A 25,660-nucleotide genomic window follows, 5' to 3' on the forward strand; every position below is an offset into this window, starting at 1 on the left:
TATGAGTAAATTATCAATTAAAGCAGAAAATATTTCTAAGCAATATCGATTAGGACAAGTTGGTACAGGTACTATTTCTCATGATTTGAATCGTTTTTGGAGTAAAATAAGAGGTAAAGAAGATCCGTATTTAACAATTGGAGAAGAAAATGACAGAGCATCCAAAGGTACAAATGACTATGTTTGGTCTTTAAAAGATATAAATTTTGAAATTAAACAAGGCGATGCTGTTGGAATTATAGGAAGAAATGGCGCAGGAAAAAGTACGTTATTAAAATTACTTAGTAAAGTTACAAAACCAACTACAGGAAGTTTTAAAGTAAACGGACGAATAGCCTCGTTACTTGAAGTTGGCACAGGCTTTAATCCTGAAATGACTGGAAGAGAAAATATCTATTTGAACGGAGCAATATTAGGAATGCGCAAAGAAGAGATTAATCGAAAATTTGATGAAATTGTTGATTTTTCTGGTGTAGAACGTTATATTGATACTCCTGTAAAACGCTATTCTTCTGGAATGTATGTTCGATTGGCTTTCGCTGTAGCTGCACACTTAGAATCTGAAATATTAATTGTCGACGAGGTTTTGGCTGTTGGAGATGCAGATTTTCAACGAAAATGTCTCGGTAAAATGGGTGATATAAGCGACAAAGAAGGCAGGACTGTTTTATTTGTTAGTCATAACATGGGAGCAGTTAAAACGCTATGCAACAATGGAATATTATTAAATAAAGGTCAGATAGAAACGATAGGAAATGTAGATCAATGTGTTAACATATATTTAAACGGAGGTACAGAAAAAAAAATAAATTCATATGATTTTGATACTATCGGATTAAAAAATATTTTCAAACTTTTAAAAATTTCTGTTCAAGGTACAAATGATTCTAATAAAGAATTATTATATGACAATGAAGAAATAAAAATCAATACAGAAATTCTTATTTATTCTGATGAGTTTACCAAGTATCATCTTACTTATCATCTCCTTAATGAGTTTGGTGAAACTTTATTTTCATTTACACATTTAGGTTTAGTTCCTCTTAAAAAAGGAATGAATATATTGACATGCGTTTTTCCAAAATCCTTTTTTCAATCAGGTAATTTCTTTTTGTCTCTTTTTATAGTCTATGATAAACGAACATTAGTATTTGTTGAGAAAAGTATATTTTCGTTTAATATTGTAAACGGAAATAAAGAATTAGGAGAGTTTATGGGCAGAGAGCCAGGTTTTATAAGACCAGTTTTTAACTGGATTAATAGCTAATTATGATAAACGTTACCAAAACATTTTTACCAACTTTAGAAGAATATACTGCGCAAGTAAAACGATCTTTTGACAATCTTTGGTTAACCAATAGAGGAGAATTGGTGCAAGAATTGGAACAAAAGATTAAGGATTACTTAAACATTAACGCAATAATTATTACTAATAATGGTACAATTCCATTGCAAATAGCACTAAAATTACTAGGAAATCAAGGCGAAATTATAACAACTCCTTTTAGTTATGTTGCAACAACTGCTTCCATACTGTGGGAAAATTGCACACCTGTTTTTGTTGATATAAATCCCGATTATTTAACAATTGATGAATCCAAGATTGAACAAGCAATTACTTCACGAACAACAGCAATTCTTGCAACTCATGTTTTTGGAAATCCATGTGATGTTGAAGCAATAAAATTAATTGCCGAAAAACACAATCTTAAAATTATTTATGATGCGGCACATGCTTTTGGAGTGAACTACAACGGACAATCAATTTTTAATTATGGCGATGTAAGTACTTGTAGTTTTCATGCTACCAAATTGTTTCACACAGGAGAAGGCGGCGCGATGATTGCAAATGATGCCAATTTATTTCATAAATTATATTATAGTCATAATTTTGGTCACAATGGGCCATTAGATTTTTATGGTTTGGGAATAAACGGAAAAATATCCGAATTGCAAGCCGCTATGGGATTGGCAGTTTTTCCATACATGGATACAATACTTGAAGAACGAAAAAAAGTTGTCGATTACTACAACGCTACATTGGATTTTTCAATTCTAAAAAGAATAAAAATTAGAGAAAATACGCAATGGAATTACAGTTATTATCCAGTAATTTTTAAATCGGAAGAGCAATTATTAAAAGTTCAAAAAGATTTAAATGACCAAAATATTTTTCCTAGACGCTATTTTTATCCTTCATTAAATACAATAAATTACGTTAACGGAGCACCAATGGAATTAGCAGAAAGTATAGCATCAAGAGTTTTGTGTTTACCGCTTTATGTGGGTTTAGAAGTTATTGACTTACAGAAAATTACAACTATAATAAATAAACAATTATGTTAATTATTGGAGCTAAAGGTTTTGCTAAAGAAGTATTAGAAGTTTTCTTTCAAAATAATGAAGTAAATACTATTGCTTTTTATGATGATGTTAGTAACGATTTACCAAGCAAACTCTATAATCAATTTTCTATAATTACTAGTGAAGACGAAGCAGCTAAATTCTTTCAAGAAACCCATAACCAATTTACAATTGGAATAGGAAATCCTGTTTTAAGGAAAAAAATGGCCGAAAAATTTATAGCAATTGGAGGCGTTTTTACTTCTTCAATTAGTCCTTTCGCTCGTATTGGTAATTTTAATAATACAATTGGCAAAGGTTGTAACATCATGACAGGCACAATTATTACTAATGATGTGACTATTAATGAAGGCGTGTTGATTAACTTAAATTGTACTGTTGGTCATGATTGTACTATTGGAGCCTATGTAGAATTGTCGCCTGGGGTTCATATTTCTGGTAATTGTACTATTGGCGATTATTCGGTTTTTGGAACTAATGCAACCTTATTGCCTAAAATAAATGTTGGAAAAAATGTAATTGTTGGTGCAGGTTCGGTTGTTACTAAAGATTTGCCAGATAATTGTATTGCTGTAGGAATACCTGCTAAAATTATAAAAGAAGTTCCACCTCTTGAATTTTAAAATGGAAAAAAAGCCGTTGGTTAGTGTTTGTGTAATCACTTATGGACATGAACATTTTATTGAACAATCCATAAACAGCATTCTTAACCAAGAATGTGATTTTCCAATTGAAGTAATCGTGTCCAATGACTGTTCGCCAGATAATACCAACAATGTTATAGAAAATATTTTAAAAAATCATCCTAAAGCCAAGCAAATTAGGTATTTTAATCATAAAATTAATATTGGAGCTATTTCTAATTTCTTTTTTTCTTTAAGTGAATGTGAAGGAAAGTATGTTGCAATTTGTGAAGGTGATGATTATTGGATAGACGAAAAAAAAGTACAAAAACAAATTGATTTTTTAGAAAAAAATCCCGATTATTCTTTATGCTTTTCATCAAGAAATACAATTGATAATGATATTAATTTAATCTCTACTGATAATTTTGAGTTTAAGGATTGGAATACTAACGATATTTTAAATGGAATTATTCCGCCAATGCAAACTATAATTTCAAAAAATTTATCCAAAGAGTTTATAACTTTTTATCAAAAACATAAGGGCAGTTTTGGAGCAGATAAAATATATAGTTATTTTTATTCTTTACACGGTAAGTTGAAATCTATTCCAGATATTACAGCAGTTTATAGAAGTAATGGATTAGGTATTTGGTCTAAATTAGACTATTTTGAAAAACAATTTTTACATATTGACGAATCTTTAAAATTTTATAAAATTATTGCCAACGATGAAAAAGAGTTTAATGTTTTAAAACAGCAACTTTTCTTAAGGATTATAAAAGACATACATTTCTCATTTATTTCTAAACCAGTTCAAGCCACACAAATTTATTTTAAAATATTAGCAAAGTACAAACCGCCTTTAAAATCAGTAATTTTTGCTAGAATATTTTTTTTAAAATATTACCTTACTATAATTAAAAATAAAACGAAAAATTTCTAAAATAATGAAATTCTTGTTTAAGTTAAAAGCTAAAATGTATTAGAGTTTACTTAGTTAACAACATTTATAAAAGAAATGAAACTATTATACATAACTAACGGATTGAATGGTGCTGGCGGATTGGAACGTGTACTTTCTATAAAAGCGAGTTTCCTTGCAGATAAATTAGATTATGAAGTTCATATTGTTTCATTAAACAATTCTTGTACTAATTTATTTTATAATTTTAGTGCTAATATAATCTTGCATGATATAGCGGTTACAGGAAATCCATTCTCTTATGTAAAAGCATATATTTCTGGATTAAAGAAAGTAGTTGCAAAGGTTAAACCAGATATAATTTTAGTTTGCGACGATGGTTTAAAAGCTTTTTTTCTGCCTTTTTTTCTAAAAAAATATGGAAAGATGATTTATGAACGCCATGTTTCTAAAACAATCTCCATTGGAAAAAACCCCAATTTACTGAAGAAAATTATTGCTAATTTTCAGTTTTTATTGATGGATATTTTAGCAAAAAAATATGATAAATTTGTAGTGCTAACTCAAGAGAATCACAAAGAATGGCGCCTTAAGAATTTAATAGTACTTTCCAATCCACTTTCGTTTTATCCAATAGAAGTTGCAACATTAGACAATAAAAAAGTAATTGCAGTAGGAAAACAAAGCCATCAAAAAGGCTATGATTTACTATTGAAATCCTGGAAAAAAGTAATAGAAAAGCATCAAGATTGGCATTTAGAAATTTACGGAAAATTTGATGCAAAAGAAAATTTAAATGCAATCACAAATGATTTAGATATTACTAATAACGTACATTTTTTTGAACCAGTAAAAAACATTCAAGAAAAATATCTTGAAGCCTCAATTTATGTAATGTCATCAAGATATGAAGGTTTCGGAATGGTGTTAATTGAAGCAATGGCCTGCGGCGTGCCATGTGTTTCGTTTAATTGTCCTTTTGGTCCAAGTGATATAATAAAAAATAAGGAAGATGGTTTTCTAGTAGAAAATGGTGATGTAAATGAATTAGCAAATAAAATAAGAACCATCATAGAAAATGAAAATTTAAGAAAACAAATGGGAAATCATGCTAAAGAAAATGTAAAACGTTTCTTGCCCGAAGTTATTTGTAAACAATGGGACGACCTTTTTAAATCAATGACAAAATGAAAATTGTTATCCTTGTTGATCAACTTCATTCTCATGGCGGAATTGAGAAATTAGTTGCACTAAAAGCCAATTATTGGACAACTGTTTTTGGACATGACGTTACTATTATTTCTACTGAGCAAAATAATGAAACGTTAATTTATGAATTGGATAAAAAGGTAAAATTTGTAGATTTAGACATAAATTATAAAAGAGAAATAAGCTATTTTAGTTTTGTAAATATAAAAAAATTAATAAAGAATATTTTTCAACTTCAATCAAATATCTCTACTAATAAACCTGACTTTATTTTAGTGGCATCGCATATTCCTATGACCTATGTTTTACCTTTCTTAAGATTAAAAAAAGCAAAAACAATTAAAGAATTTCATTTTACAAAATTCTATGATACCAGTTCGGGAATAAAAAATAAAATATTAAATTATATAGAATCTAAATACAATTTTCTAGTAGTTTTGAGCCAAGAAGAACAAAATTTTTATCCTTCTACAAATACAGTTGTTATTCCTAATCCTATCGAAAAAGAAGTAGAAATTATTATTCCAATTCTAGAAAGACCCAATATTGCAGTAGCAGTTTTACGATTTGCACCAGTAAAAAGATTAGAAATTATGGTTTCTATTTGGGAGAAATTTTCAAAAATTAATACTTCTTGGAAATTGCACATTTATGGAACAACAGGAAATGATTATTATACTAAAATTTCAAATATAGTTAAGGACAAACAATTAGAAAATTCCATTATTTTTAAAGGACAAACCAATGACGTTTCCAATGCATTGATGAATTCTAAAGTTTTGTTGATAACATCACAGCAAGAATGTTTTCCCATGGTTATTCTAGAAGCAAATGCTGTAGGAATTCCAGTCATTTCTTTTGATTGTCCAACTGGTCCAAGAAATATTATACATCATGAAATTGATGGTTTTCTTGTTAATCCGACCGATGAAGATGCTTTTGTAGCATATTTAGAAAAACTCTCTAATAAGGAGGAAATTCTAAAGTCTCTTTCAATAAATGCCATTAAAAACGGAAAGAATTATACCATTCAAAAAGTGATGAGTCTTTGGAATAATGTTATATTTGCTAAATCATGACAAGAAAATTATATTATTTTATTGGACAGCTATTGTTTATTCCTCATGTAATTCTGTTTTTAACAACATCACAAAAAGAAATTATAATTACCGATGTCTATGCAGGAAAAACTATTAAAACAGGTGCAATTAATCAATTAAATGATTTAACACGTAGCTTGTTATTGAGCAACTACTTTAGAACGTTGTTTTATTTTAGAACTAAAAATAGTTTTTTGTCAAAAGTACTTCGGGTTTTCTATCCAAAAAATGATTCCTTTATCATTGATAATACCACACCAATTGGAACTGGTTTGCATTTGGCACATCCTTATGCTACAATTATTAATGCTAACGCTGTTGGCGATAATGTATATATAAATCATTTGGTTACTATAGGAGAAAAAAACGGACTTCGACCAACTATAGGAAATAGAGTGCAATTGCATGCAGCTTGTATGGTTATTGGTGGAATAAATATTGGTGATGATGCTATAATTGGTGCCGGTGCAGTTGTTGTAAAAGATGTTCCGCCCAATTCAATAGTTGTAGGAAATCCTTCTAGAATAATAGAAAGAAAAAAATAATGAATTTAATACCAATTCAATATTATACCACCTTTTATTATCAATTTATTTTGATAATAACTCTTTTTGTTTTATTGGGAAGCAAGCAACAACTTGAAAGTACTACCAACTTAAAAGGTAAAAATGTATTGGGTGTTATAGTTTTATTTTTACTTGTTCTGTACATGGGTTTGCGACCATTAAATTATAGATTTGGTGACATGATAATTTATGATAGAATGTTTCAAGCTTATTTAAATGTAGGCGAAGCACATTATACCAAGGATGTATTATTTGAATTTTTTCTTTTTATGTTTTCTAGGTTTGCTACCTCGGCTGTATTTTTCTTTTTCTGTGCTTTAATTTATGTTGGTTCATTATATTTTGCCACCAAAAAAATGTTTAAAGACTATTGGTTTTATGGCTTTTTTATGCTAATTATTTCCTTCTCGTTTTGGTCTTATGGAACAAATGGAATACGAAACGGAATGGCATCAAGTTTATTCCTTTACGGAATTACTAGAACAAGAAAAACCACCGTTTTTGCAATAATAATAGCAAGTACCTTTTTGCACAAGTCAATGTTCTTGCCACTTGGCGCTTATATTGTAACTCTTTTTTATAACAAACCTAAATCTTTTATTTATTTCTGGATGCTGTCAGTTCCGCTTTCGCTGGTCTTGGGTGGTTTTTTTACAAGTTTCTTCTTAGGAATAGGAATAATAGATGAGAAAGAAATAGCAGGATATTTGGGAGAATTTAATCAAGCTGCAGAGGGAGTTGAGTTAAAAGTTGGATTTCGTTGGGATTTTCTTTTGTACAGTGCTTCGGGAGTTTTTGCAGGTTGGTTTTTTATCTTCAAGAAAAAATATGAAGATAAATTATATTTTCATCTCTTCAATATTTATCTCATTGTAAATGCTTTTTGGGTATTGGTAATTAGAGCCAATTATTCTAATAGATTTGCCTATTTATCTTGGTTTATGTTAGGAATTGTAATAATATATCCACTATTAAAAGCCAAATTTTATGAAAACCAACACCAAGTAGTTGCAAGAATTATAGTTGTTTATTTTGCCTTTACTTATTTAATGAATGTAATTTTATCACAATAATGGAAAATATAAAAATATCTGTTATTGTAGCTTGTTACAATGTTGAACATTATATTGAACAATGTCTAAGTAGTATATTGAATCAAACGTACACTGCCATTGAAGTAATTGCTATAAATGACGGATCAACAGATGGTACCTTTAAAGTTTTAGATAGATTAAGTAAAACAGATAATCGATTATTAATTGTCAATCAATCTAACGAGGGTTTATCACAAGTTAGAAATAATGGCGTTTTATTGGCTAAAGGAAGTCATATTGTCTTTGTTGACGGCGATGATTGGTTAGACGCAAATTGTTTGTTTGAATTGATGTCTAAATCCCTAAATCAAGAATTAGTTTGTTGCTCCTACAACAGGGTTTTTTTGGATGCAATAAAAGTTAGAAAGTTAAATTTAGAAGGTGTTTTTCAGGCATCTCATATTCAACGAAGAATTATTGGATTAACAGATGCCGAATTAAATGATCCAAGTCAAGCAGATAGTCTAGTTACAGCTTGGGGTAAATTATATAATTCTAATATTATTAAAAGAAATAACCTAAAATTTATTGACACAAAAATTATAGGCACAGAAGACGCATTGTATAATATTCAATATTTACAATTTTGCAATAGTGTTTTTGTAATAGACAAGCCATTAATTAATTATAGAAAATTCAATGTAACTTCTTTAACAAGCAATTATAAAAGTTCGTTGTTTAACAAATGGAAAATATTATATTCTATGATTTATGATGTTGTTACAATTAAAGATAATAAATTTGAAATAGCTTTTAATAATAGAGTATGCCTTAGTATTATCGGTTTAGGGCTGAACGAATCATTAAATAAAGATGGTTTTTTTATAATTTACAAAAGATTAAGAACAATACTAAATGACCCTTTGTACGTTGCTGCATTTAAGAAATTGGAGTTAAAATATTTTCCAATTCACTGGAAGTTTTTTTTCTTTTTCGCAAAGTTTAAATTAATTTTCCCATTACAAATAATGCTTTTCGGAATAAAAAAAATGATAAATAAAGCGTAATCATGCAACAACCTATCAGAATATTGCAACTTTTTACAATTTTAAACCGCGGTGGTGCCGAAACCAACGTAATGAATTATTATAGAAAACTAGACAGGACAAAATTTCAGTTTGATTTTATTGTTCACCGTCAAGAAAAAGGTGCTTATGAAGATGAAATTACTTCGCTTGGTGGTAAAATATATAGGTTGCCTGCTTTCAATCCGTTAAAAATTAAAAATTATAAAAAGCAAATAGCACTTTTTTTTAACCAACATTCGTACCCAATAATTCATGGAAATTGTTCAGAATTAGGAATTTATATTTATCAAGAAGCTAAAAAAAGAAAAACGCCAGTTGTAATTGCCCATGCTCACAATGCTACCGATGGCTGGAATTTAAAAACACCTTTTAGATGGTATTATAAAAAAAGAATGTTGCCCTTTATAAACACCTATTTTACGTGCGGTGACGAAGCAGCACTATGGCTTTTTGGTGCTAAAAATGCCCAAAAATCATTTACAATGCCCAACGCAATCGATTCAAGTTTATTTGCTTTCAATACTGAAAAAGCTCTTGCAATGAAACAAAAACTTGATGCAGTTTCTACCAAAAATTTTATTCATGTAGGTCGTTTTAATAAACAAAAAAATCATGAATTTTTAATAGCTGTTTTTTATGAATTACTAAAGTTAGATTCCAATCAAAAATTATTCTTAGTTGGCGAAGGAGAACTAAAACAAGCAATAGAAACTAAAGTTGCTCAACTAGGAATTTCTAATAATGTCATTTTTCTTGGACTTCGTAGTGATGTAAATGAATTACTTCAGGCAATGGATGTATATCTTTTCCCATCCTTATTTGAAGGATTACCTGTATCTTTGGTTGAAGCTCAGGCAAGTGGTATTCACTGTTTTATTTCAGATGGAATACCTAAAGAGGCAATCCTAATTCCAGAAAATGTTACCGTTATTGCTCTTAAACAAACGGCTGTTGCTTGGGCAAACAAAATTAATTTGCAACCTACCTTTGATAAAAAAAATGTAATGCAAGCAATCATTGATAAAGGATATGATATCAATAAAAACATCAAAATTCTAGAAGCTAAATACAGTGAACTTTTACAAAAAAATCAATGAAAACTTTAACCGTTTTTACGCCAGCTTTCAATAGAGCCAATTTATTGCCAAGACTTTATGAAAGTTTGCGCAATCAAACCAATGCCGACTTTAATTGGTTAATTATTGATGATGGTTCTACAGATACTACTAAAGAATTAGTCCAAAATTGGATTCAGGAAAAGAAAGTAGAAATTACTTATATCTATCAAATAAATCAAGGTATGCACGGCGCGCACAATACTGCGTATCAAAACATCAATACGGTTTTAAACACTTGTATCGATTCTGATGATTACATGCCCAATGATGCAGTAGCGCTAATTTTGAACAAATGGAACTGCATTGATCAACATAAATATGCCGGAATTATTGGTTTAGATTCACTTATATCTGGCGGCATTCTAGGAACAAAGTTTACTAAAGAAGCAACAACTCTAGAGGATTTTTATATAAACGGAGGAACAGGCGATAAAAAATTGGTGTACCGCACCGAAATAATAAATAAATATCCAGAATATCCAGTTTTTAAAGATGAAAAATACGTTGGTCTTGGCACAAAATATCTTTTTGTAGATAAAGATTTTCAAATGGCAACACTCAACGAAGTCTTGGTTGTGGTTGATTATCAGCCTACAGGATCAAGCAATACAATGTTTTATCAGTACTTAAAATATCCACAAGGATTTATTTACAACCGACTTACAACAATGAAATATTCTAAATCTACTAAAAGAAAATTCATTGAAGCCATTCATTATATTGCTAGTTGCATAATTGTAAAACGATTAAATTTTTTAAAAGAATCTCCACAAAAGTTTCTGACAATTATGGCAATTCCTTTTGGCATAGCACTTTATGTTTTAATTAGGTATAAAACTAGAACTAAACTATTTTGAAAAAACTTATAAGAACAGCAACCGTATCGGTGTCATTAGATGTTTTGCTCAAAGGTCAATTGGCTTTTTTAAACGAGCACTATCAAGTTATTGCGGTTTCTGGTAAAGATAAAAATTTAGAAAATGTATCCATTCGCGAAGGTGTTAGAATAGAAAATGTACCTATGTATAGAACCATAACACCATTTAAGGATTTTGGTTCGCTAATAAAATTATACCTTCTCTTTAAAAAAGAAAAACCACTAATAGTTCATTCAATTACACCCAAAGCTGGATTGTTGTCTATGATAGCGGCATATTTTGCTGGTGTTCCCATTAGAATTCACACATTTACAGGCTTGCTTTTTCCTTATAAAACAGGAATATTACACCATGTGTTGCTGTTTATGGATAGAATATTATGTCTTTTTGCAACCACAATTTTTCCCGAAGGTAAAGGTGTACAGAACGATTTATTACGATTTAAAGTTACCAAAAAACCATTAACAATTATTGCCAACGGAAATGTAAACGGTATTGATACCAATTATTTCAATGCGACGCTAATTTTGCAATCTGAAAAAGAAAAATTACAACATAATTTAAAAATAAGTACAAACGATTTCGTGTTTGTTTTTGTAGGACGATTAGTTGCAGACAAAGGAATAAATGAATTAATCGAGGCTTTTGATGATTTATCTAAAGCAAATAATAACTGTAAATTGTTGCTTGTTGGTGCGTTAGAAAACGACCTCGATCCGTTAAATGAAACTACTTTAAATACAATTAAAGACAATAAAGCCATCTTGTCTGTAGGATTTCAAACGGATATTCGACCCTATTTAGCCATTTCAACTGCGTTTGTTTTTCCTAGTTATAGAGAAGGTTTTCCCAACGTAATTCTACAAGCTGGTGCAATGAATTTACCATGTATTGTTACCGATATTAGTGGTTGCAATGAAATTATTTTACCTAATGAAAACGGAATAATAATTCCAATAAAAAATAAAATAGCTATATTTGATGGTATGATTGCAATAATGACCAATGATTTATTGAGAAACAAATGTAAACAAAATGCACGAAACTTAATAGTTTCAAGATACCAACAAGATAAAGTGTGGCAAGCATTATTAACCCAATATATTAAACTGGAACAAACCTATAGTTAACATGTTATACTGGAAACCAAAAGATAAAAAAGCGGCAATTTGTTTCACTATAGATGATATTCATCCTGCTAAAAGTTCCGATTTGTATGAAGCTGGAGGCGATTTAGAAAAAGGTGCATTAGGAAAAGTTATGTGGCTGTTAAACAGACATCCAAAACTTAGTGTAACACTTTTTACAACTGCCGATTGGCGCGAAACACATGCTTTTCCAACTAGAAAAATACTGTCTAAAATACCCAAACTTAGAGATAAATTCTATCTTTCTAAAAGATTGAAAAAAGGGACAATGAGTCTAGAAAATCATCCTGTTTTTGTTGATTTTCTCAATCAAATGAAACAAACAGAAATTGCCTATCACGGTTTGTATCATGTGCACAAAGGTTTAAAAATTCCTGTTGAATTTCAAAATCAGACTCCAACCGAATTTGATACTATTATCACAGAAATGCTACGAATATTTGAAGCATCCAAAATAAAAAATGTAAAAGGAATTTGTCCTCCAGGTTGGAATGCTCCAAAGGCATTATTGGACACTTTAGTAAAACATAATTTTGATTATGTAGCTTCTTCTCGTGATGTTTTAACTCCAATTTCTCGCGATGCACAATGCAACATGAGCGGATTAAAAAATGTACCTTTACTATATCCAACATTTTTAAATAATAATAAAATAGTACACATTCCTTCTAATTTTCAGGTCAATTCATCTATTGATAGAGCCATTGAAATTATTGAAAACGAAGGATTAATTTCTATAAAAGCACACATTATAAAACAAGTGGGAAGTTATGTGGCGCTAGATGGCGTTGACGATTTGTACATGAATTATCTAGATGTCTTACTTTATTCTCTAGAACAAAAGTATGGCGATGCTTTATGGTTTACCTCAATGGGTGAAATTGCGCAATTTGTAAAAAATAATAATTAAGAATGAACAAAGTAGTAGTAAATCCAGAGAATTATCAAAACACCTATTTGCAGTATCTAAACCAATGCTTTCCCAATTGGGGAAATGAAACAGCATACAATTGGGTTTTTGAACGAAAAGTAGGAGAAAACGCCTCGGATATTTTATTGCTAAAAGATGAAAATAACGAAGTAATTGCTGGTTCGTCTATAACTTATAGAATAGTGCAACTTGAGGATAAATCTTCAATAAATATTGGCATCATGACTGGATCATGGACTTTACCACAAGCAAGAGGTAAAGGTTGTTTTAGCCAAATTATTGAGGAATCTAAGCGCATTTGTTTTTCTAGAAATGTACCTTTTTTAACCGCTTTTGTAACCGAGTCTAATGCCAGTTACAGACGATTAAAAGAGGCAGGATTTTATTGTAAAATTGCCGATAATATTTTTTCTAATGAAGTAGCATTTTCAACTAATCAGGATTTTTCATCAGTTAAAATAATTCCTGTAAACATCGATGTATTGCATGCTAAATATCAAGATTTATCTTCGCATTACAGTACCTTTGCCTATACAAAAGAAGAGTTTAAAAAGCAATATGCTAACAGACTAACAAACACGCAATGCATTAGTATAAACCAAACATTATTCTTGTATGAAGATACTGGAGCAATAATTAAATTGCTTTTTAGTTCTGGTTTTAATAGTCAAGATCTTGTGTGCTTTTGCGATTGGATGCGGTATAAAGAAGATAAAAAAGTGATGTTTTTTCTGTCGGATGTTTCCAAAATTAAAATAGCACAAAAAGCTAATTTCCATTTTGTAAAAGGATTTTTAACGATCCAGAAAACGCACGAAAGCATAATTGAAACTGCGGAGATTTTTAAAAATATAAGTATCAATTTGGGCGATAAAATGTAATTAAATGTATAAGTTTTTTTTAAAAAGAATACTAGATTTTATACTTTCACTTGTTGGAATAGTATTCTTATTACCTTTCTTTTTTGTACTTGTGATTTTGCTGTTTATAAACAATGATGGTATGCCTTTCTTTGTTCAGAAACGACCTGGAAAAAATGGAAAAATCTTTAAAATCTTGAAGTTCAAAACCATGAATGATAAAAAAGATAAAGAAGGAAAATTATTATCTGATGCAGAACGACTTACAAAATTGGGGAGTTTTGTGAGAAAAACATCATTAGACGAAATTCCGCAATTGATAAATGTTATTAAAGGCGACATGAGCTTGGTTGGACCAAGACCACTTTTGCCCGATTATTTGTCTAAATATTCAAAACAACAAAACCGTCGTCATGATGTAAAACCAGGCGTTACCGGTTGGGTGCAAGTTAATGGTAGAAACGGTTTAGACTGGGATAAAAAATTTGAACTTGATGTATGGTATGTAGATAATATTTCCTTTTTTTTGGATGTAAAAATATTGTTTATGACCGTTATAAAAGTATTTAAAAGAGAAGGAATTAATGTTGCTGATACAGCTCCAATAGAACCATTTCAAGGACGTTAACAGGCTAAAGATAAAATATGAAAAACATTGTAATTATAGGCGCAGGCGGATTTGGACGTGAAGTAAAAACCATAATTGATGCGTTAAATAAAGTAGAAAAAACATACAATTTTATAGGATATTATGATGATGGTATTGAAAAAGGAAGTAGTATAAATGGTTTTCCAGTTCTTGGTAATGTAAACGATTTAAATGCTTCGGATGATGAAATGTCTGTCTTGTTGGGCGTTGGTGATCCTACTACAAAAAGTAAAATTGTGGCTGCATTGACAAATAGTTTTTTAAATTTTCCAACCCTAATTCATCCATCGGTACAAATATCTAATGATGATGTTACTATTGGCTATGGTTGTATCATTTGTGCCGCAACAATTATTACTTGCAATATAAAAATAGGACAATTTGTTACGCTAAATTTAATGTGTACTGTTGGGCATGATACTATAATCGATGATTTTTCATCCTTTATGCCATCAGTAAATATTTCGGGCGAAGTACACATTCAAGAACGAGTATATGTTGGTACTGGAGCAAAAATAATTAATCAGTTAACAATTGGAACAGCAACAATTGTGGGCGCAGGAGCAGTTGTTTCTAGAACTTTACCAGAATACTGTACCGCAGTTGGAATTCCGGCTAAACCAATTAAATTTCACAACAATGACTAACTCAAAAATATGGCTTTCTTCACCTCATATGGGTGGAAACGAACAAAAATATGTTAAAGATGCTTTTGATACCAATTGGGTTGCGCCTTTAGGGCCAAATGTAACAGGATTTGAACAAGATTTAGAAAATTATATTGGTCATAATTCCTTTGTGGGCGCATTAAGCTCGGGAACTGCAGCACTTCACATAGGGTTAATTTTGCTAGGCGTAAAAGCAGGTGACGAAGTTATTTGTCAAAGTATGACTTTCTCGGCCTCGGCTAATCCTATTGTGTATCTTGGTGCAACTCCAGTTTTTATAGACAGCGAGCAAGAAACTTGGAATATTTGTCCCAATGCACTTGAAGATGCCATAAAAGATAGAATCCTTAAAGGTAAAAAACCCAAAGCAATAATTGCAGTACATCTTTATGGAATGCCTTATAAAGTGGAAGAAATTAGAATTATCGCCAACAAGTATGAAATTCCAATTCTTGAAGACAGTGCAGAAGCTCTAGGAAGTACTTACAAAGGACAAAAATGTGGAACTTTTGGTGATATAGGTGTGCTCTCCTTTAATGGAAATAAAATAATTACTACCTCTGGCGGTGGAGCAATTGTTACTAAAAATGAAGAATTAAAAAGTAAAGCAATATTTCTTTCTACACAAGCACGTGATAACGCACCACATTATCAACATAGCGAAATTGGCTACAATTATAGAATGAGCAATATTTGTGCAGGAATAGGTAGAGGACAAATGGAGGTTCTAGACAATCATGTTGGCAAGAGAAGAGATATGCACCATTTTTATACTGAGATTTTTAAAGAAAATGAAGCAGTAACCGTTTTTTCTGAACCCAATTCCAATTATTATTCCAATCATTGGTTGTCAGCAATAACAATAGATTTAACCAAAAACAGTGGTAAATCTCGAGAAGATTTGCGCTTGGCACTAGAAAATGAAAACATAGAAAGTCGTCCTTTATGGAAACCAATGCATTTACAGCCAGTTTTTAAAAATGCACCATTTTATGGAGGATTGGTTTCACAAACGTTATTTGAAACTGGTTTATGTCTTCCATCGGGATCCAATTTATCTGAAAATGAAAAAGAAAGAATTAATATTGAAATAAATAAATTTTAAGTTTTTTTTAAGAACTTTTTTTTCCTATTTTTACATTATATAAAATATGATGCTAATTGAATAACGCTACTAATAAAAAATTTTTTTCTGATTTCCTCAAAGCTTTTTCAGATATAAATACCGGCTTTAGTTTTAGAAATTTAGGATATCTTCCTAGATGGCTAATTTTAATGCTCGATGTTTTTATTATTGTATTTGCAGGAATAATCACTTTTTTATTGTTCGAAGGTTTACGATTGGATTATATTCGTTCGTCTTACATTACTTTTGCTATTCTATTTTATTTAATCGTAAATGTATTTTTCTTTTGGCTATATAGAACTTATTCAGGAATTATAAGACACTCTTCTTATATTGATGCTTTAAAATTGTTTTTCTCTCAGTTTTCTACATTTGCAGTAATTCTATTGTTCAACTTTGTTGTAATGTCTTTAGGGAAACCTAAAATTTATCTTACCACAGGATCTTTTATAAATGCTGTTTTATCATTTAGTTTCTTGTTCTTTTATAGAATAATTGTAAAGCAAACATTCGAGAAATTTTTTAGTGAATCATCATCTTCCAAAAAAATACAAGCCATAATTTATGGATCAGACAATAATGCGATTGCTGTTGCAAATGCCTTGAAATCTGAAATTCCAGCCAGATTTAATATTGTAGGTTTTATAGATAAAAACAATCAAAATTCTACCAAGAGAATATTAAACCTTCCTATTTTTCAAATAAAAAAAAGTATCCCAATACTAATGCGCTCCAAGAAAGTAGAAGCATTAATTATTGCAGATAAAAGCTTGAGTAAAGAAGAACGGTTAAATGTAGTAGATGAATGTATAGAATATGGATTCAAGGTTTTTACACTACCATTGGTTTCTGACTGGGATGACCAAAAAGAAATTTCCAAGAACATTAAAAACTTTGAAATTCAAGACTTATTAGAAAGAAAACCAATTGTACTAGATACCAATTCTATCTCGTTAAAACTTAATGATAAAACAATCCTAGTTACCGGCGCTGCTGGTTCTATAGGTAGCGAAATCGTTAGGCAAGTGTTAGAGTTTCACCCTCGAAAAATTATAATTCTAGATCAAGCAGAAACACCACTTCATTCATTATCGCTAGAAATTATTGGAATGAATCAAGAGATTCAAGTCGTTAATGTAATTGCAGATGTTAGAGATTATGACGTTCTTGATAAAATTTTTAAAACCTATAATCCAGATGTTGTGTACCATGCTGCAGCCTACAAACATGTGCCTATGATGGAAGAAAATCCCTCGCAAGCAATTTTCACTAATGTTTTAGGAACTAAAAACGTGGCAGATTTATCTAATAAATACAATGTAGATAGATTTGTAATGATTTCTACAGATAAAGCAGTAAATCCTAGTAGCATAATGGGCGCAAGCAAACGAATTGCCGAAATGTATGTGCAGTCTAAACATTTTAAACACAAAAAAAATAATACAGAACGATATACTAAATTTATAACTACTCGTTTTGGAAATGTACTTGGATCTAACGGTTCTGTTGTGCCTTTATTTACAAAACAAATTCAAGAAGGCGGACCAATAACAATAACCCATCCAGAAATTATTCGCTATTTTATGACAATTCCCGAAGCTTGCCAGTTGGTTCTAGAAGCTTGTTCTATGGGAAATGGCGGTGAAATTTATATTTTTGATATGGGAAAACCAGTTAAAATTATTGATTTGGCCAAGAAAATGATTCGATTAGCAGGATTTATTCCCGATAAAGAAATAAAGATTAAAATTGTTGGCCTGCGACCAGGTGAAAAATTATATGAAGAATTACTCAACGATTCTGCTAAAAATTTACTAACACACCACCAAAAAATAATGATTGCCATTGAGGTTTGTAGCGAATTTAATATTCTTAACCAGCAAATTGAAGAACTTATTGCAATTGCTTCTTCAGGAAATTCAGAGCAATTGGTTTCTAAAATGAAAATTGTAGTTCCCGAATTTAAAAGTTTGAACTCTGTTTTTCAAACTTTAGACATCGTTGTTAAAGATTCTTACGTTTATACCAAATAGAATGCTTTTATTAGAAAGTGTTTAATATCTTTGTGCCAAACTTATACACTTGTTTCATGAAAAAATACGTCCTCTTTTTTTCTTTAATTTTTTTATTTTCATTAAATTCTTGCATCTCTAGCAAGAAAATAGTTTACTTACAAGGAAATCAAGAATCAGCAAAGAACGATGCAGATGCTAATTATGAACCATTGGTCCAAAACGATGATATGCTTTATATAAATGTATCTTCATTTGAACCCGGAGCAGCAACACCATTTAATCTAGAAACTCCAGGAAATGATGAGAATACCAGTAACGCTAATTATTCGGGTGGTTTTATAATGCAAAAACAAACGTACCTTGTTGATAATTATGGTAATATAACTTTTCCTGTTATTGGAAAAATAAAAGTTTCTGGCTACAAAATAACCGATTTAAAAGAACTTATAAGACAAAAAGTATCCCTTTTTGTTACCGATGCAGTTGTCAATATTAGAATTATAAATTTTAAAATTTCTGTAATGGGCGAAGTAGCCACTCCAGGAATAGTAACATTTGACAGCCAACGCGTAACATTATTAGATGCATTGGCAAAAGCTGGCGATTTAACAATATTTGGTAAACGTGAAAATATACTATTAATAAGAGATTTTCAAGGTGTTAAGACTTTTAATAGAATAGATATTACCAAAGCCGATTTTGTAAATTCTCCTTTTTACTATCTAGATCAAAATGATGTTATTTATGTAGAACCAAGAAAATCTAAAATTGATTCTGCCGCCGTGGGTAGCAATTTTGGTGTAATAGTATCACTAGTAAGCTTGTCAATAACCGTCTTGGTGTTGTTAACTAAATAATTATGCAAAAAGAATTACAATCCTCAATAGATACAGGGCAAGAGTTTGATCTTAAAGAGCAAATTTTTAAGTACATAAACCACTGGAAATGGTTCCTTTTAAGTATTGTATTAGCACTAATTGCTGCTAATGTTTATTTAAGATATTACATACCTCAATACGGAGTTTACTCGTCAATACTTATAAAAGACGAGAAAAAAGGAGGTACAAGTGAATTATCTGCCTTTAGTGATTTAAATATTTTTTCGGGAAAAAGCAATGTCGAAAATGAAATTGCAATTATTAAATCAAGAAATCTATCTCAAAACGTTGTTAAAGAATTAGATCTTGAAATTTCCTATTTTAGTGAAGGTCGTGTCGTGTACAGGGAACTTTATAACACAGCACCAGTTAAAGTTGTTTTCTACAATAAAGACGAACGTTATTATGAAAAAGACACTTCATTTATTGTAAGTGTAAGAGATAACAACAGTTTTTATTTAATGGACTCCAATAAAAACAATAAATTACTGTATAAATTTGGACAAAAAATTAGCTCTTCAATTGGTCCTTTTATTGTCCTTTTTAGCGCAGATGTTTTTAAAGTTGATATTCCTGATATTCAAGTTGTAAAGCACAATTTAGAAAGTAGAGCTTTAAATTTTAGTTCTAAAGTTGTTCCAATAACACAAGAAAAAACAAACATTGTAAATCTTACAATGAGTGATATTATTGCAAAAAGAGGTGTTGACTTTCTTGATGCATTGATTAAACAATACAATAATGACGCCATTACAGATAGAAATCTTATCGCCAATAATACCAAAGATTTTATAGATAAAAGATTAGAAATAATATCTAGTGAACTTGGAGGAGTTGAAGGTGAAGCCGAAGCTTACAAAAAGAAAAATAGATTAACAAATCTTGAAAGTGATGCCGAGATTAACTTAAATAAAGCTGAAGATTATGACAAATCTTTAATTGAAATTGAAACACAATTAAAGGTTGGCGATTACATGACTAGTGAAGTAAAAAAGGTTAAACTAGACGAGCTAATTCCAACAAATGTTATTAAATCTACCGAAACTTCTTCTGGATATATTGAACTTTATAATAATTTAATTTTAGAAAGAAAAAAATTATCCATTACAGCAACAGGAATGAATCCTAAAATTCAAAATATTGATTCAAGATTGACAGCATTAAAATTGAACATTATTGAAAGTTTAAAAAGTAGAGAAAATGATTTACTTATCAATAAAAATCAATTAGTAAATCAAAAAGGAATTTTTGATGGTAAAGTAGGACAAGTGCCAACTCACGAGCGCATTTATAACGCTATTTCTAGACAAAAAGGCATTAAAGAAGCCTTGTTTCTTTACCTATTGCAAAAAAGAGAAGAAACAGCTATTTCTCTTGCCGTTACTTCGCCCAAAGCTAAAGTTATCGATTCTTCTTATATTACAGGTCCGATATCGCCCAACAGAAACTTGTTTTATATAATAGCACTTATCATAGGAATATTAATTCCTTTTTCAATTATTTTTCTAAAAGAATTCTTTGATACAAAAATTAAAAATAGACAAGATATAGAAGGTAAAATCTCTATACCTTTTCTAGGAGATTTACCAAGGTCAGAGTCGAACGAAGAGATTATAAAATCTAACAGTCGTTCTAGCTCTGCTGAGGCAATTAGAATGATAAGAACAAATCTTGAGTTTATGCTAGCGCATGTTGCCGAAGATAAATGTAAAACTATTTTTGTTACCTCCTCAATTCCTAAAGAAGGAAAAACTTTTTGTGCCGTTAATTTAGCCACAACAATTGCTCTTTCTGGAAAAAAAGTATTAATTATAGGTTTGGATATTCGTAACCCCAAGTTGGACCAATACATTCAATTGCCGTCCAAAGGATTGACCAATTATCTTTCTAAATCTAATGATGATATCAATGATTATATAATTAAAGTTAAAGATTTTAATAATTTTTATGCACTTCCATCGGGTGCAATTCCTCCAAATCCGGTAGAATTATTGATGAACGATAAATTAAACACATTGTTCGACGAGTTAAAAAAACAATATGATTATATAGTTGTAGATACTGCGCCAGTAAGTGTCGTTACCGATACTTTTTTAATTGCTAAAAATGCAGATTCATTTGTATATGTTATGAGAGCTAACTACTTAGACAAAAGAATGTTAAGATTTGCAGAGACTTTATATCAACAAAATAAATTGCCTAACATGTCAGTAATTTTGAACGATACCGATACCAAAAAAGGCTACGGATATGGTTATGGCTACGGCTACGGTTATGGCTATGGTGTTGAAGAAGTCGAACCAAGCTTTATCGACAAAATGAAAAACTTTTCTAAAAGAAATTAAAAAATTAAAGTTTAAAGAACAAATTGTTCTGAAAAGCATCCTTCAAGGAATCAACGCTTTTTAGAACAATTTTTTTATTAAAAGAAGCTATATGTTTCTTGTGATGCACATCAGACCCGACAAAGTTGATTAGGTTATTTTTTAATAAATAATCGGCAGTTTTTGATACTTGACTTCCATAATATCCCACACAGGAAAGTAAATTTAATTGAAATAAACAACCAGCATGCTTCAGCTTTTTATACTCCTCAAGATTTTCGTGGTAAAAAGCATAGCGTTCTGGATGCGCCAATACCGGAATATAGCCAGCAACTTGCAAATCAAATAAGATAGTATATAAATCTAGCGGTGCACTCAAGTAGGACATTTCAATTAACACATAATTGTCTTTTAAGCACAATAATTTTTCACGTTTAAAAAGTTTTCTAAAATTATCATCCAGCATATATTCGGCAGCAACGTCTAGTTTGTTCTCTATGCCGCTATCCAATAATGCTTTAGAAGTATCTCTATGAGTTGTTTCAATACTAGATTTAGTGTTTTGCCATACATGATTCATAACGTGTGGTGTTGTAATAAACGAATTGAAACCAATGCTTTTTAGTTCATTTATTAACGAGAAAGTAGTAACTATATTGGGCGAGCCATCATCAATTCCTGGAAGAAGATGGGAGTGAATGTCAATATAATTACTAGGAATCATATCTTTTAAAATGACTGTATTTTTTTTAAAGAAAAACAATTTGTAGGTTTTATTTTTTGCAAAGTAACAAATATTAATTAAAAGATAAAAAATCTAATTTTTAATATATTCAAATTACTATATTTGTTAGCTACATTTCTATAGTTTAAAACAAACAGATTATTTAAAATAAATGCATAAACTTGAAGATTCAGAAGATTGGGATTTAGTAATAAAAGGACATTCAACACTATTTGATGTTAATTTTAAAGACCTTTGGCATTATAGAGACTTACTTGTAATGTTTGTAAAAAGAGATTTTGTGAGTTTTTATAAGCAAACAATTCTTGGTCCTTTATGGTTTTTTATTCAACCCATATTTACTACAATAGTGTTTTCATTTGTATTTGGTAATCTAGCAGGAATAAGCACTGATGGTTTGCCCAAATATCTTTTTTATTTAACCGGAATTACTTCTTGGAATTATTTTTCAGATTGTTTAACCAAGACTAGCACTGTATTTAAAGATAATGCCAATATTTTTGGTAAGGTATATTTTCCAAGATTGATAATGCCTTTAAGTATTGTGGTTAGTAATTTAGTACGGTTTGGTGTTCAATTAATTTTGATGCTATTAACGATGATTTATTTTTATTTTTTTCCCATTCCAGGCACAACTTTTACAATCACTTATGGCTTGTTGTTGTTCCCTTTTTTAGTAATTTTAATGGCATTACTTGGTTTAGGATTGGGATTGATAATTACAGCAATGACTACAAAATATCGCGATTTAACCTTTCTAGTTACCTTTGGTGTGCAATTGTTAATGTATGCTACAACAGTAATTTATCCGTTAAGTTATGCCAAAGAAAAAGGATATGGAACATTAGTAAATTGCAATCCAATGACAGGAATTATAGAAGCATTTAGATATGCTTTTTTAGGAAAAGGAGAATTTACATTGTGGAGTTTAGGATATTCTACTCTATTTACAATAATTATTTTATTCTTTGGAATAATTATTTTTAATAAAACCGAAAAAAACTTTGTTGATACAATATAATGACTGAAACAGTAATAAAAGTTGAAAATTTATCAAAGGCCTATCAAATTGGACAAATTGGGTCTAGCACTTTATCTCGTGATATTGACAGGTTTTGGCAAACAAAAATTTTAGGTAAAGAAGATCCTTTTCTTAAAATAGGTGAAACTAATGATAGAAGTATAAAAGGCGAAAGCAATATTGTTTGGTCATTAAAAGACATCAATTTTGAAGTTAATCAAGGTGATGCAATTGGTATAATAGGAAAAAACGGAGCTGGTAAAAGTACTCTGTTAAAGTTGTTGTCTAGAGTCACTAGTCCAACATCGGGACAAATTAAAGTTAAAGGTAGAATAGCAAGTTTACTAGAAGTTGGTACAGGTTTTCATCCAGAGTTATCAGGACGCGAAAACATTTTCTTGAATGGTGCAATTTTAGGAATGCAGCGCAAAGAAATTACTAGAAAATTGGACGAAATAATAGATTTTTCGGGTGTTGAACGTTATATAGATACACCAGTAAAACGCTATTCGTCGGGTATGTATGTAAGATTAGCATTTGCAGTTGCCGCACATTTAGAAAGTGAAATTTTAATTGTAGATGAAGTTCTTGCTGTGGGTGATGCCGATTTTCAAAAAAAATGTATCGGAAAAATGAGCGATATCAGTAAAGGACAAGGAAGAACGGTGCTTTTTGTTAGTCATAACATGTCGGCAGTAAACAAGCTTTGCAACAAAGGTGTCGTGATGAGTAACGGTATGATAGGAACTGTGTTGCCTGTAGAAGAAGCTGTGGAAGACTATTTAAGCATCGACTTTAATTCGCAAACTGTAATAACCAAGTTTAAAAATCTTGAACTCAAAACCGTTAAAATTCTTTCTCAAAATAAAGAAATTGGAATCGTTCAAGCATTTCAACCAGTAATTTTTCAAGTTGGTTTTAATTATAAAGAGTTTATACCAACTCAAATACAAGTAGAATTTTTTATAAAAGATGTATATGGAGTTGTAATTACTTCAATGTCAACATGGCTTAACTCGGTTGTACTTGTTCCTAAAGAAGGCGATATTTTTGTAAATTGTTACCTTATCAATGGATTGTCTTTAGTGCAAGGAACTTATAGTGTAGATGTACAAATATCAGATACAATAAACCAAGTTTTTAGCGATGTTTTTTCTTTTGAAATTGTAAATGTTCCCTATACAGGTTATGTTAGACACGTTAGAAAAGAACGTTTTGGTAATATTTATACTCCAAATACTTGGGAAGTTTTGTAAACAATAACAACAATGAATCCAAATTTTAATATTCTCATCTGTTTTGGTACTCGACCAGAAGCTATAAAGATGGCGCCTCTTTGTCTAGCATTGAAGCAAACCAAAATTAAGTTTAAGGTATGTGTAACGGCACAACATAGAGAAATGTTAGACCAAATCTTAGATTTTTTCGAAATAAAACCCGATTATGACTTAGATTTAATGCTTCCTCAACAAAGTTTAAACAACTTAAGCTCAAGAATTATTAGCGCTGTTGATGCGGTTCTAGAAATTGAAAAACCCAATTTGGTTTTAGTTCATGGCGATACTACAACTTCTACAATGGTGGCTTTGGCAGCTTTTCATAGAAATATAAAAATTGGTCATGTTGAAGCAGGACTTAGAACTTTTAATAAAAATTCGCCTTTTCCAGAAGAAATAAACAGACAAATAACAGGCCGATTGGCAGACATCCATTTTGCACCATCACTTTTAGCAAAGCAAAATTTAGTACAAGAGAAAGTAGCAGAAGGAAATATAATCATCACCGGAAATACGGTTATAGATGCACTATTATGGGCTAAACAAAAAATAGCCACCGGATTTAAACATCCACTTATTGAGGTGCTTAAATCTAAAATTAATTTTAATAAAAAAATAATATTAGTTACAGGCCACAGAAGAGAAAATTTTGGTGATGGATTTCAAAATTTATGTAATGCGTTGCTTCAAATTTCTAAAAGAGACGATGTACAAATAGTATATCCAGTGCATTTAAATCCTAATGTGCAAAAACCAGTATATGATTTATTGTCTGCTAATGAAAATATACATTTAATAAACCCGGTAGATTACCCAGTGATGATTTGGCTTATGCAAGAAAGTTACTTAATAATAACCGATTCTGGCGGAATTCAAGAAGAAGCACCAAGTTTAGCAAAATTTACACTAATTACAAGATCAACTTCCGAAAGACAAGAAGGAATTGATAAAGGATTTGCCAAACTAGTTGGAACAGATTATGATTTAATTTGTAACGAAGCCAACAACATATTAGACAATCCATACCAGCTTGATGCAACTCTCAATCCCTATGGAAAAGGTGATGCATCACTAAAAATTATTGAGTACATAGAAAATAATTTATAAAATTCT

The 25,660-nt window shown here is 30.4% G+C and carries 24 protein-coding genes; 23 read left to right on the top strand and 1 reads right to left on the bottom strand.

Annotation, left to right across the window (positions count from 1 at the left end; genetic code table 11):
* The first annotated feature begins 1 nt into the window (after position 1).
* From ACH2CG_RS10335 to ACH2CG_RS10430, 20 genes are all read left to right on the top strand, one after another.
* Positions 2 to 1,267, top strand: coding sequence for an ABC transporter ATP-binding protein (locus ACH2CG_RS10335; RefSeq protein WP_395064855.1), 1,266 nt, complete (start codon positions 2 to 4; stop codon positions 1,265 to 1,267).
* A gap of 2 nt (positions 1,268 to 1,269) precedes the next feature.
* Entirely contained in the window at positions 1,270 to 2,346 is a 1,077-nt protein-coding gene (locus ACH2CG_RS10340) for a DegT/DnrJ/EryC1/StrS family aminotransferase (RefSeq protein ID WP_395064857.1), read from the top strand.
* The gene (locus ACH2CG_RS10345) at positions 2,340 to 2,987 is read left to right on the top strand and encodes an acetyltransferase (RefSeq protein WP_395064859.1); all 648 of its coding nucleotides are present in this window, start codon (positions 2,340 to 2,342) and stop codon (positions 2,985 to 2,987) included. Before ACH2CG_RS10340 ends, ACH2CG_RS10345 begins: the two co-directional genes overlap by 7 nt.
* 1 nt (position 2,988) lies before the next feature.
* Positions 2,989 to 3,933 (top strand): glycosyltransferase family 2 protein, encoded by a 945-nt coding sequence (locus tag ACH2CG_RS10350; protein WP_395064861.1) that lies wholly within the window; start codon positions 2,989 to 2,991, stop codon positions 3,931 to 3,933.
* A gap of 75 nt (positions 3,934 to 4,008) precedes the next feature.
* On the top strand, positions 4,009 to 5,103 hold the full coding sequence (locus tag ACH2CG_RS10355; RefSeq protein WP_395064863.1) for a glycosyltransferase family 4 protein: 1,095 nt from the start codon (positions 4,009 to 4,011) through the stop codon (positions 5,101 to 5,103).
* A complete protein-coding gene (locus ACH2CG_RS10360) occupies positions 5,100 to 6,200 on the top strand; it encodes a glycosyltransferase (protein ID WP_395064865.1) in 1,101 nt (366 codons plus the stop codon). The genes ACH2CG_RS10355 and ACH2CG_RS10360 overlap by 4 nt, the downstream gene beginning before the upstream one ends.
* Positions 6,197 to 6,766: a serine acetyltransferase gene (locus tag ACH2CG_RS10365; RefSeq protein WP_395064867.1), complete on the top strand. Its 570-nt coding sequence runs from the start codon at positions 6,197 to 6,199 to the stop codon at positions 6,764 to 6,766. Before ACH2CG_RS10360 ends, ACH2CG_RS10365 begins: the two co-directional genes overlap by 4 nt.
* On the top strand, positions 6,766 to 7,860 hold the full coding sequence (locus ACH2CG_RS10370; protein WP_395064869.1) for an EpsG family protein: 1,095 nt from the start codon (positions 6,766 to 6,768) through the stop codon (positions 7,858 to 7,860). The genes ACH2CG_RS10365 and ACH2CG_RS10370 overlap by 1 nt, the downstream gene beginning before the upstream one ends.
* Positions 7,860 to 8,888: a glycosyltransferase family 2 protein gene (locus ACH2CG_RS10375; protein WP_395064872.1), complete on the top strand. Its 1,029-nt coding sequence runs from the start codon at positions 7,860 to 7,862 to the stop codon at positions 8,886 to 8,888. Before ACH2CG_RS10370 ends, ACH2CG_RS10375 begins: the two co-directional genes overlap by 1 nt.
* Before the next feature lie 2 nt (positions 8,889 to 8,890).
* A complete protein-coding gene (locus tag ACH2CG_RS10380) occupies positions 8,891 to 10,006 on the top strand; it encodes a glycosyltransferase family 1 protein (protein WP_395064874.1) in 1,116 nt (371 codons plus the stop codon).
* Positions 10,003 to 10,884, top strand: a complete 882-nt coding sequence (locus tag ACH2CG_RS10385; protein WP_395064876.1) for a glycosyltransferase family 2 protein — start codon at positions 10,003 to 10,005, stop codon at positions 10,882 to 10,884. The genes ACH2CG_RS10380 and ACH2CG_RS10385 overlap by 4 nt, the downstream gene beginning before the upstream one ends.
* Positions 10,881 to 12,035, top strand: a complete 1,155-nt coding sequence (locus tag ACH2CG_RS10390) for a glycosyltransferase family 4 protein (protein ID WP_395064878.1) — start codon at positions 10,881 to 10,883, stop codon at positions 12,033 to 12,035. Before ACH2CG_RS10385 ends, ACH2CG_RS10390 begins: the two co-directional genes overlap by 4 nt.
* 1 nt (position 12,036) lies before the next feature.
* Complete coding sequence (locus ACH2CG_RS10395) at positions 12,037 to 12,963, top strand: DUF2334 domain-containing protein (protein ID WP_395064880.1); 927 nt, start codon at positions 12,037 to 12,039, stop codon at positions 12,961 to 12,963.
* A gap of 2 nt (positions 12,964 to 12,965) precedes the next feature.
* A complete protein-coding gene (locus ACH2CG_RS10400; RefSeq protein WP_395064882.1) occupies positions 12,966 to 13,865 on the top strand; it encodes a hypothetical protein in 900 nt (299 codons plus the stop codon).
* 4 nt (positions 13,866 to 13,869) lie between these two features.
* Positions 13,870 to 14,472, top strand: coding sequence for a sugar transferase (locus ACH2CG_RS10405; protein ID WP_395064884.1), 603 nt, complete (start codon positions 13,870 to 13,872; stop codon positions 14,470 to 14,472).
* Between the two features lie 17 nt (positions 14,473 to 14,489).
* On the top strand, positions 14,490 to 15,140 hold the full coding sequence (locus tag ACH2CG_RS10410) for an acetyltransferase (RefSeq protein ID WP_395064886.1): 651 nt from the start codon (positions 14,490 to 14,492) through the stop codon (positions 15,138 to 15,140).
* A complete protein-coding gene (locus tag ACH2CG_RS10415) occupies positions 15,133 to 16,266 on the top strand; it encodes a DegT/DnrJ/EryC1/StrS family aminotransferase (RefSeq protein WP_395064888.1) in 1,134 nt (377 codons plus the stop codon). Before ACH2CG_RS10410 ends, ACH2CG_RS10415 begins: the two co-directional genes overlap by 8 nt.
* A 56-nt stretch (positions 16,267 to 16,322) precedes the next feature.
* The gene (locus ACH2CG_RS10420; RefSeq protein ID WP_395064890.1) at positions 16,323 to 18,320 is read left to right on the top strand and encodes a polysaccharide biosynthesis protein; all 1,998 of its coding nucleotides are present in this window, start codon (positions 16,323 to 16,325) and stop codon (positions 18,318 to 18,320) included.
* Positions 18,321 to 18,376: 56 nt separating this feature from the next.
* On the top strand, positions 18,377 to 19,159 hold the full coding sequence (locus ACH2CG_RS10425) for a polysaccharide biosynthesis/export family protein (RefSeq protein WP_395064892.1): 783 nt from the start codon (positions 18,377 to 18,379) through the stop codon (positions 19,157 to 19,159).
* Between the two features lie 2 nt (positions 19,160 to 19,161).
* Entirely contained in the window at positions 19,162 to 21,525 is a 2,364-nt protein-coding gene (locus tag ACH2CG_RS10430) for a polysaccharide biosynthesis tyrosine autokinase (RefSeq protein ID WP_395064894.1), read from the top strand.
* A 4-nt stretch (positions 21,526 to 21,529) separates the two neighbouring features.
* Here ACH2CG_RS10430 and ACH2CG_RS10435 read toward each other — a convergent pair whose 3' ends face one another.
* Positions 21,530 to 22,228: a tyrosine-protein phosphatase gene (locus tag ACH2CG_RS10435; protein ID WP_395064896.1), complete on the bottom strand. Its 699-nt coding sequence runs from the start codon at positions 22,226 to 22,228 to the stop codon at positions 21,530 to 21,532.
* A 172-nt stretch (positions 22,229 to 22,400) separates the two neighbouring features.
* On the opposite strand from ACH2CG_RS10435, the gene ACH2CG_RS10440 reads away from it, so the two are divergent.
* The 3 genes from ACH2CG_RS10440 to wecB are packed head-to-tail and all read left to right on the top strand — an operon-like array spanning position 22,401 to position 25,654.
* A complete protein-coding gene (locus ACH2CG_RS10440) occupies positions 22,401 to 23,270 on the top strand; it encodes an ABC transporter permease (RefSeq protein ID WP_395064898.1) in 870 nt (289 codons plus the stop codon).
* Positions 23,270 to 24,526 carry a polysaccharide ABC transporter ATP-binding protein gene (locus ACH2CG_RS10445; RefSeq protein WP_395064900.1) on the top strand — a complete coding sequence of 419 codons (1,257 nt, stop codon included), beginning with the start codon at positions 23,270 to 23,272 and terminating at the stop codon, positions 24,524 to 24,526. The genes ACH2CG_RS10440 and ACH2CG_RS10445 overlap by 1 nt, the downstream gene beginning before the upstream one ends.
* A 12-nt stretch (positions 24,527 to 24,538) precedes the next feature.
* Positions 24,539 to 25,654: a non-hydrolyzing UDP-N-acetylglucosamine 2-epimerase gene (gene wecB / locus ACH2CG_RS10450; protein WP_395064902.1), complete on the top strand. Its 1,116-nt coding sequence runs from the start codon at positions 24,539 to 24,541 to the stop codon at positions 25,652 to 25,654.
* Positions 25,655 to 25,660 lie beyond the last annotated feature (6 nt).

Source organism: Flavobacterium sp. (assembly GCF_043778725.1).
Classification (GTDB): domain Bacteria; phylum Bacteroidota; class Bacteroidia; order Flavobacteriales; family Flavobacteriaceae; genus Flavobacterium.

Bases quoted from the DNA above. Each gene is read 5' to 3' on its own strand.
- ACH2CG_RS10335 (WP_395064855.1), top strand. From the start codon at position 2: ATGAGTAAATTATCAATTAAAGCAGAAAATATTTCTAAGCAATATCGA.
- ACH2CG_RS10340 (WP_395064857.1), top strand. From the start codon at position 1,270: ATGATAAACGTTACCAAAACATTTTTACCAACTTTAGAAGAATATACT.
- ACH2CG_RS10345 (WP_395064859.1), top strand. From the start codon at position 2,340: ATGTTAATTATTGGAGCTAAAGGTTTTGCTAAAGAAGTATTAGAAGTT.
- ACH2CG_RS10350 (WP_395064861.1), top strand. From the start codon at position 2,989: ATGGAAAAAAAGCCGTTGGTTAGTGTTTGTGTAATCACTTATGGACAT.
- ACH2CG_RS10355 (WP_395064863.1), top strand. From the start codon at position 4,009: ATGAAACTATTATACATAACTAACGGATTGAATGGTGCTGGCGGATTG.
- ACH2CG_RS10360 (WP_395064865.1), top strand. From the start codon at position 5,100: ATGAAAATTGTTATCCTTGTTGATCAACTTCATTCTCATGGCGGAATT.
- ACH2CG_RS10365 (WP_395064867.1), top strand. From the start codon at position 6,197: ATGACAAGAAAATTATATTATTTTATTGGACAGCTATTGTTTATTCCT.
- ACH2CG_RS10370 (WP_395064869.1), top strand. From the start codon at position 6,766: ATGAATTTAATACCAATTCAATATTATACCACCTTTTATTATCAATTT.
- ACH2CG_RS10375 (WP_395064872.1), top strand. From the start codon at position 7,860: ATGGAAAATATAAAAATATCTGTTATTGTAGCTTGTTACAATGTTGAA.
- ACH2CG_RS10380 (WP_395064874.1), top strand. From the start codon at position 8,891: ATGCAACAACCTATCAGAATATTGCAACTTTTTACAATTTTAAACCGC.
- ACH2CG_RS10385 (WP_395064876.1), top strand. From the start codon at position 10,003: ATGAAAACTTTAACCGTTTTTACGCCAGCTTTCAATAGAGCCAATTTA.
- ACH2CG_RS10395 (WP_395064880.1), top strand. From the start codon at position 12,037: ATGTTATACTGGAAACCAAAAGATAAAAAAGCGGCAATTTGTTTCACT.
- ACH2CG_RS10400 (WP_395064882.1), top strand. From the start codon at position 12,966: ATGAACAAAGTAGTAGTAAATCCAGAGAATTATCAAAACACCTATTTG.
- ACH2CG_RS10405 (WP_395064884.1), top strand. From the start codon at position 13,870: ATGTATAAGTTTTTTTTAAAAAGAATACTAGATTTTATACTTTCACTT.
- ACH2CG_RS10410 (WP_395064886.1), top strand. From the start codon at position 14,490: ATGAAAAACATTGTAATTATAGGCGCAGGCGGATTTGGACGTGAAGTA.
- ACH2CG_RS10415 (WP_395064888.1), top strand. From the start codon at position 15,133: ATGACTAACTCAAAAATATGGCTTTCTTCACCTCATATGGGTGGAAAC.
- ACH2CG_RS10425 (WP_395064892.1), top strand. From the start codon at position 18,377: ATGAAAAAATACGTCCTCTTTTTTTCTTTAATTTTTTTATTTTCATTA.
- ACH2CG_RS10430 (WP_395064894.1), top strand. From the start codon at position 19,162: ATGCAAAAAGAATTACAATCCTCAATAGATACAGGGCAAGAGTTTGAT.
- ACH2CG_RS10435 (WP_395064896.1), bottom strand. From the start codon at position 22,228: ATGATTCCTAGTAATTATATTGACATTCACTCCCATCTTCTTCCAGGA.
- ACH2CG_RS10440 (WP_395064898.1), top strand. From the start codon at position 22,401: ATGCATAAACTTGAAGATTCAGAAGATTGGGATTTAGTAATAAAAGGA.
- ACH2CG_RS10445 (WP_395064900.1), top strand. From the start codon at position 23,270: ATGACTGAAACAGTAATAAAAGTTGAAAATTTATCAAAGGCCTATCAA.
- wecB (WP_395064902.1), top strand. From the start codon at position 24,539: ATGAATCCAAATTTTAATATTCTCATCTGTTTTGGTACTCGACCAGAA.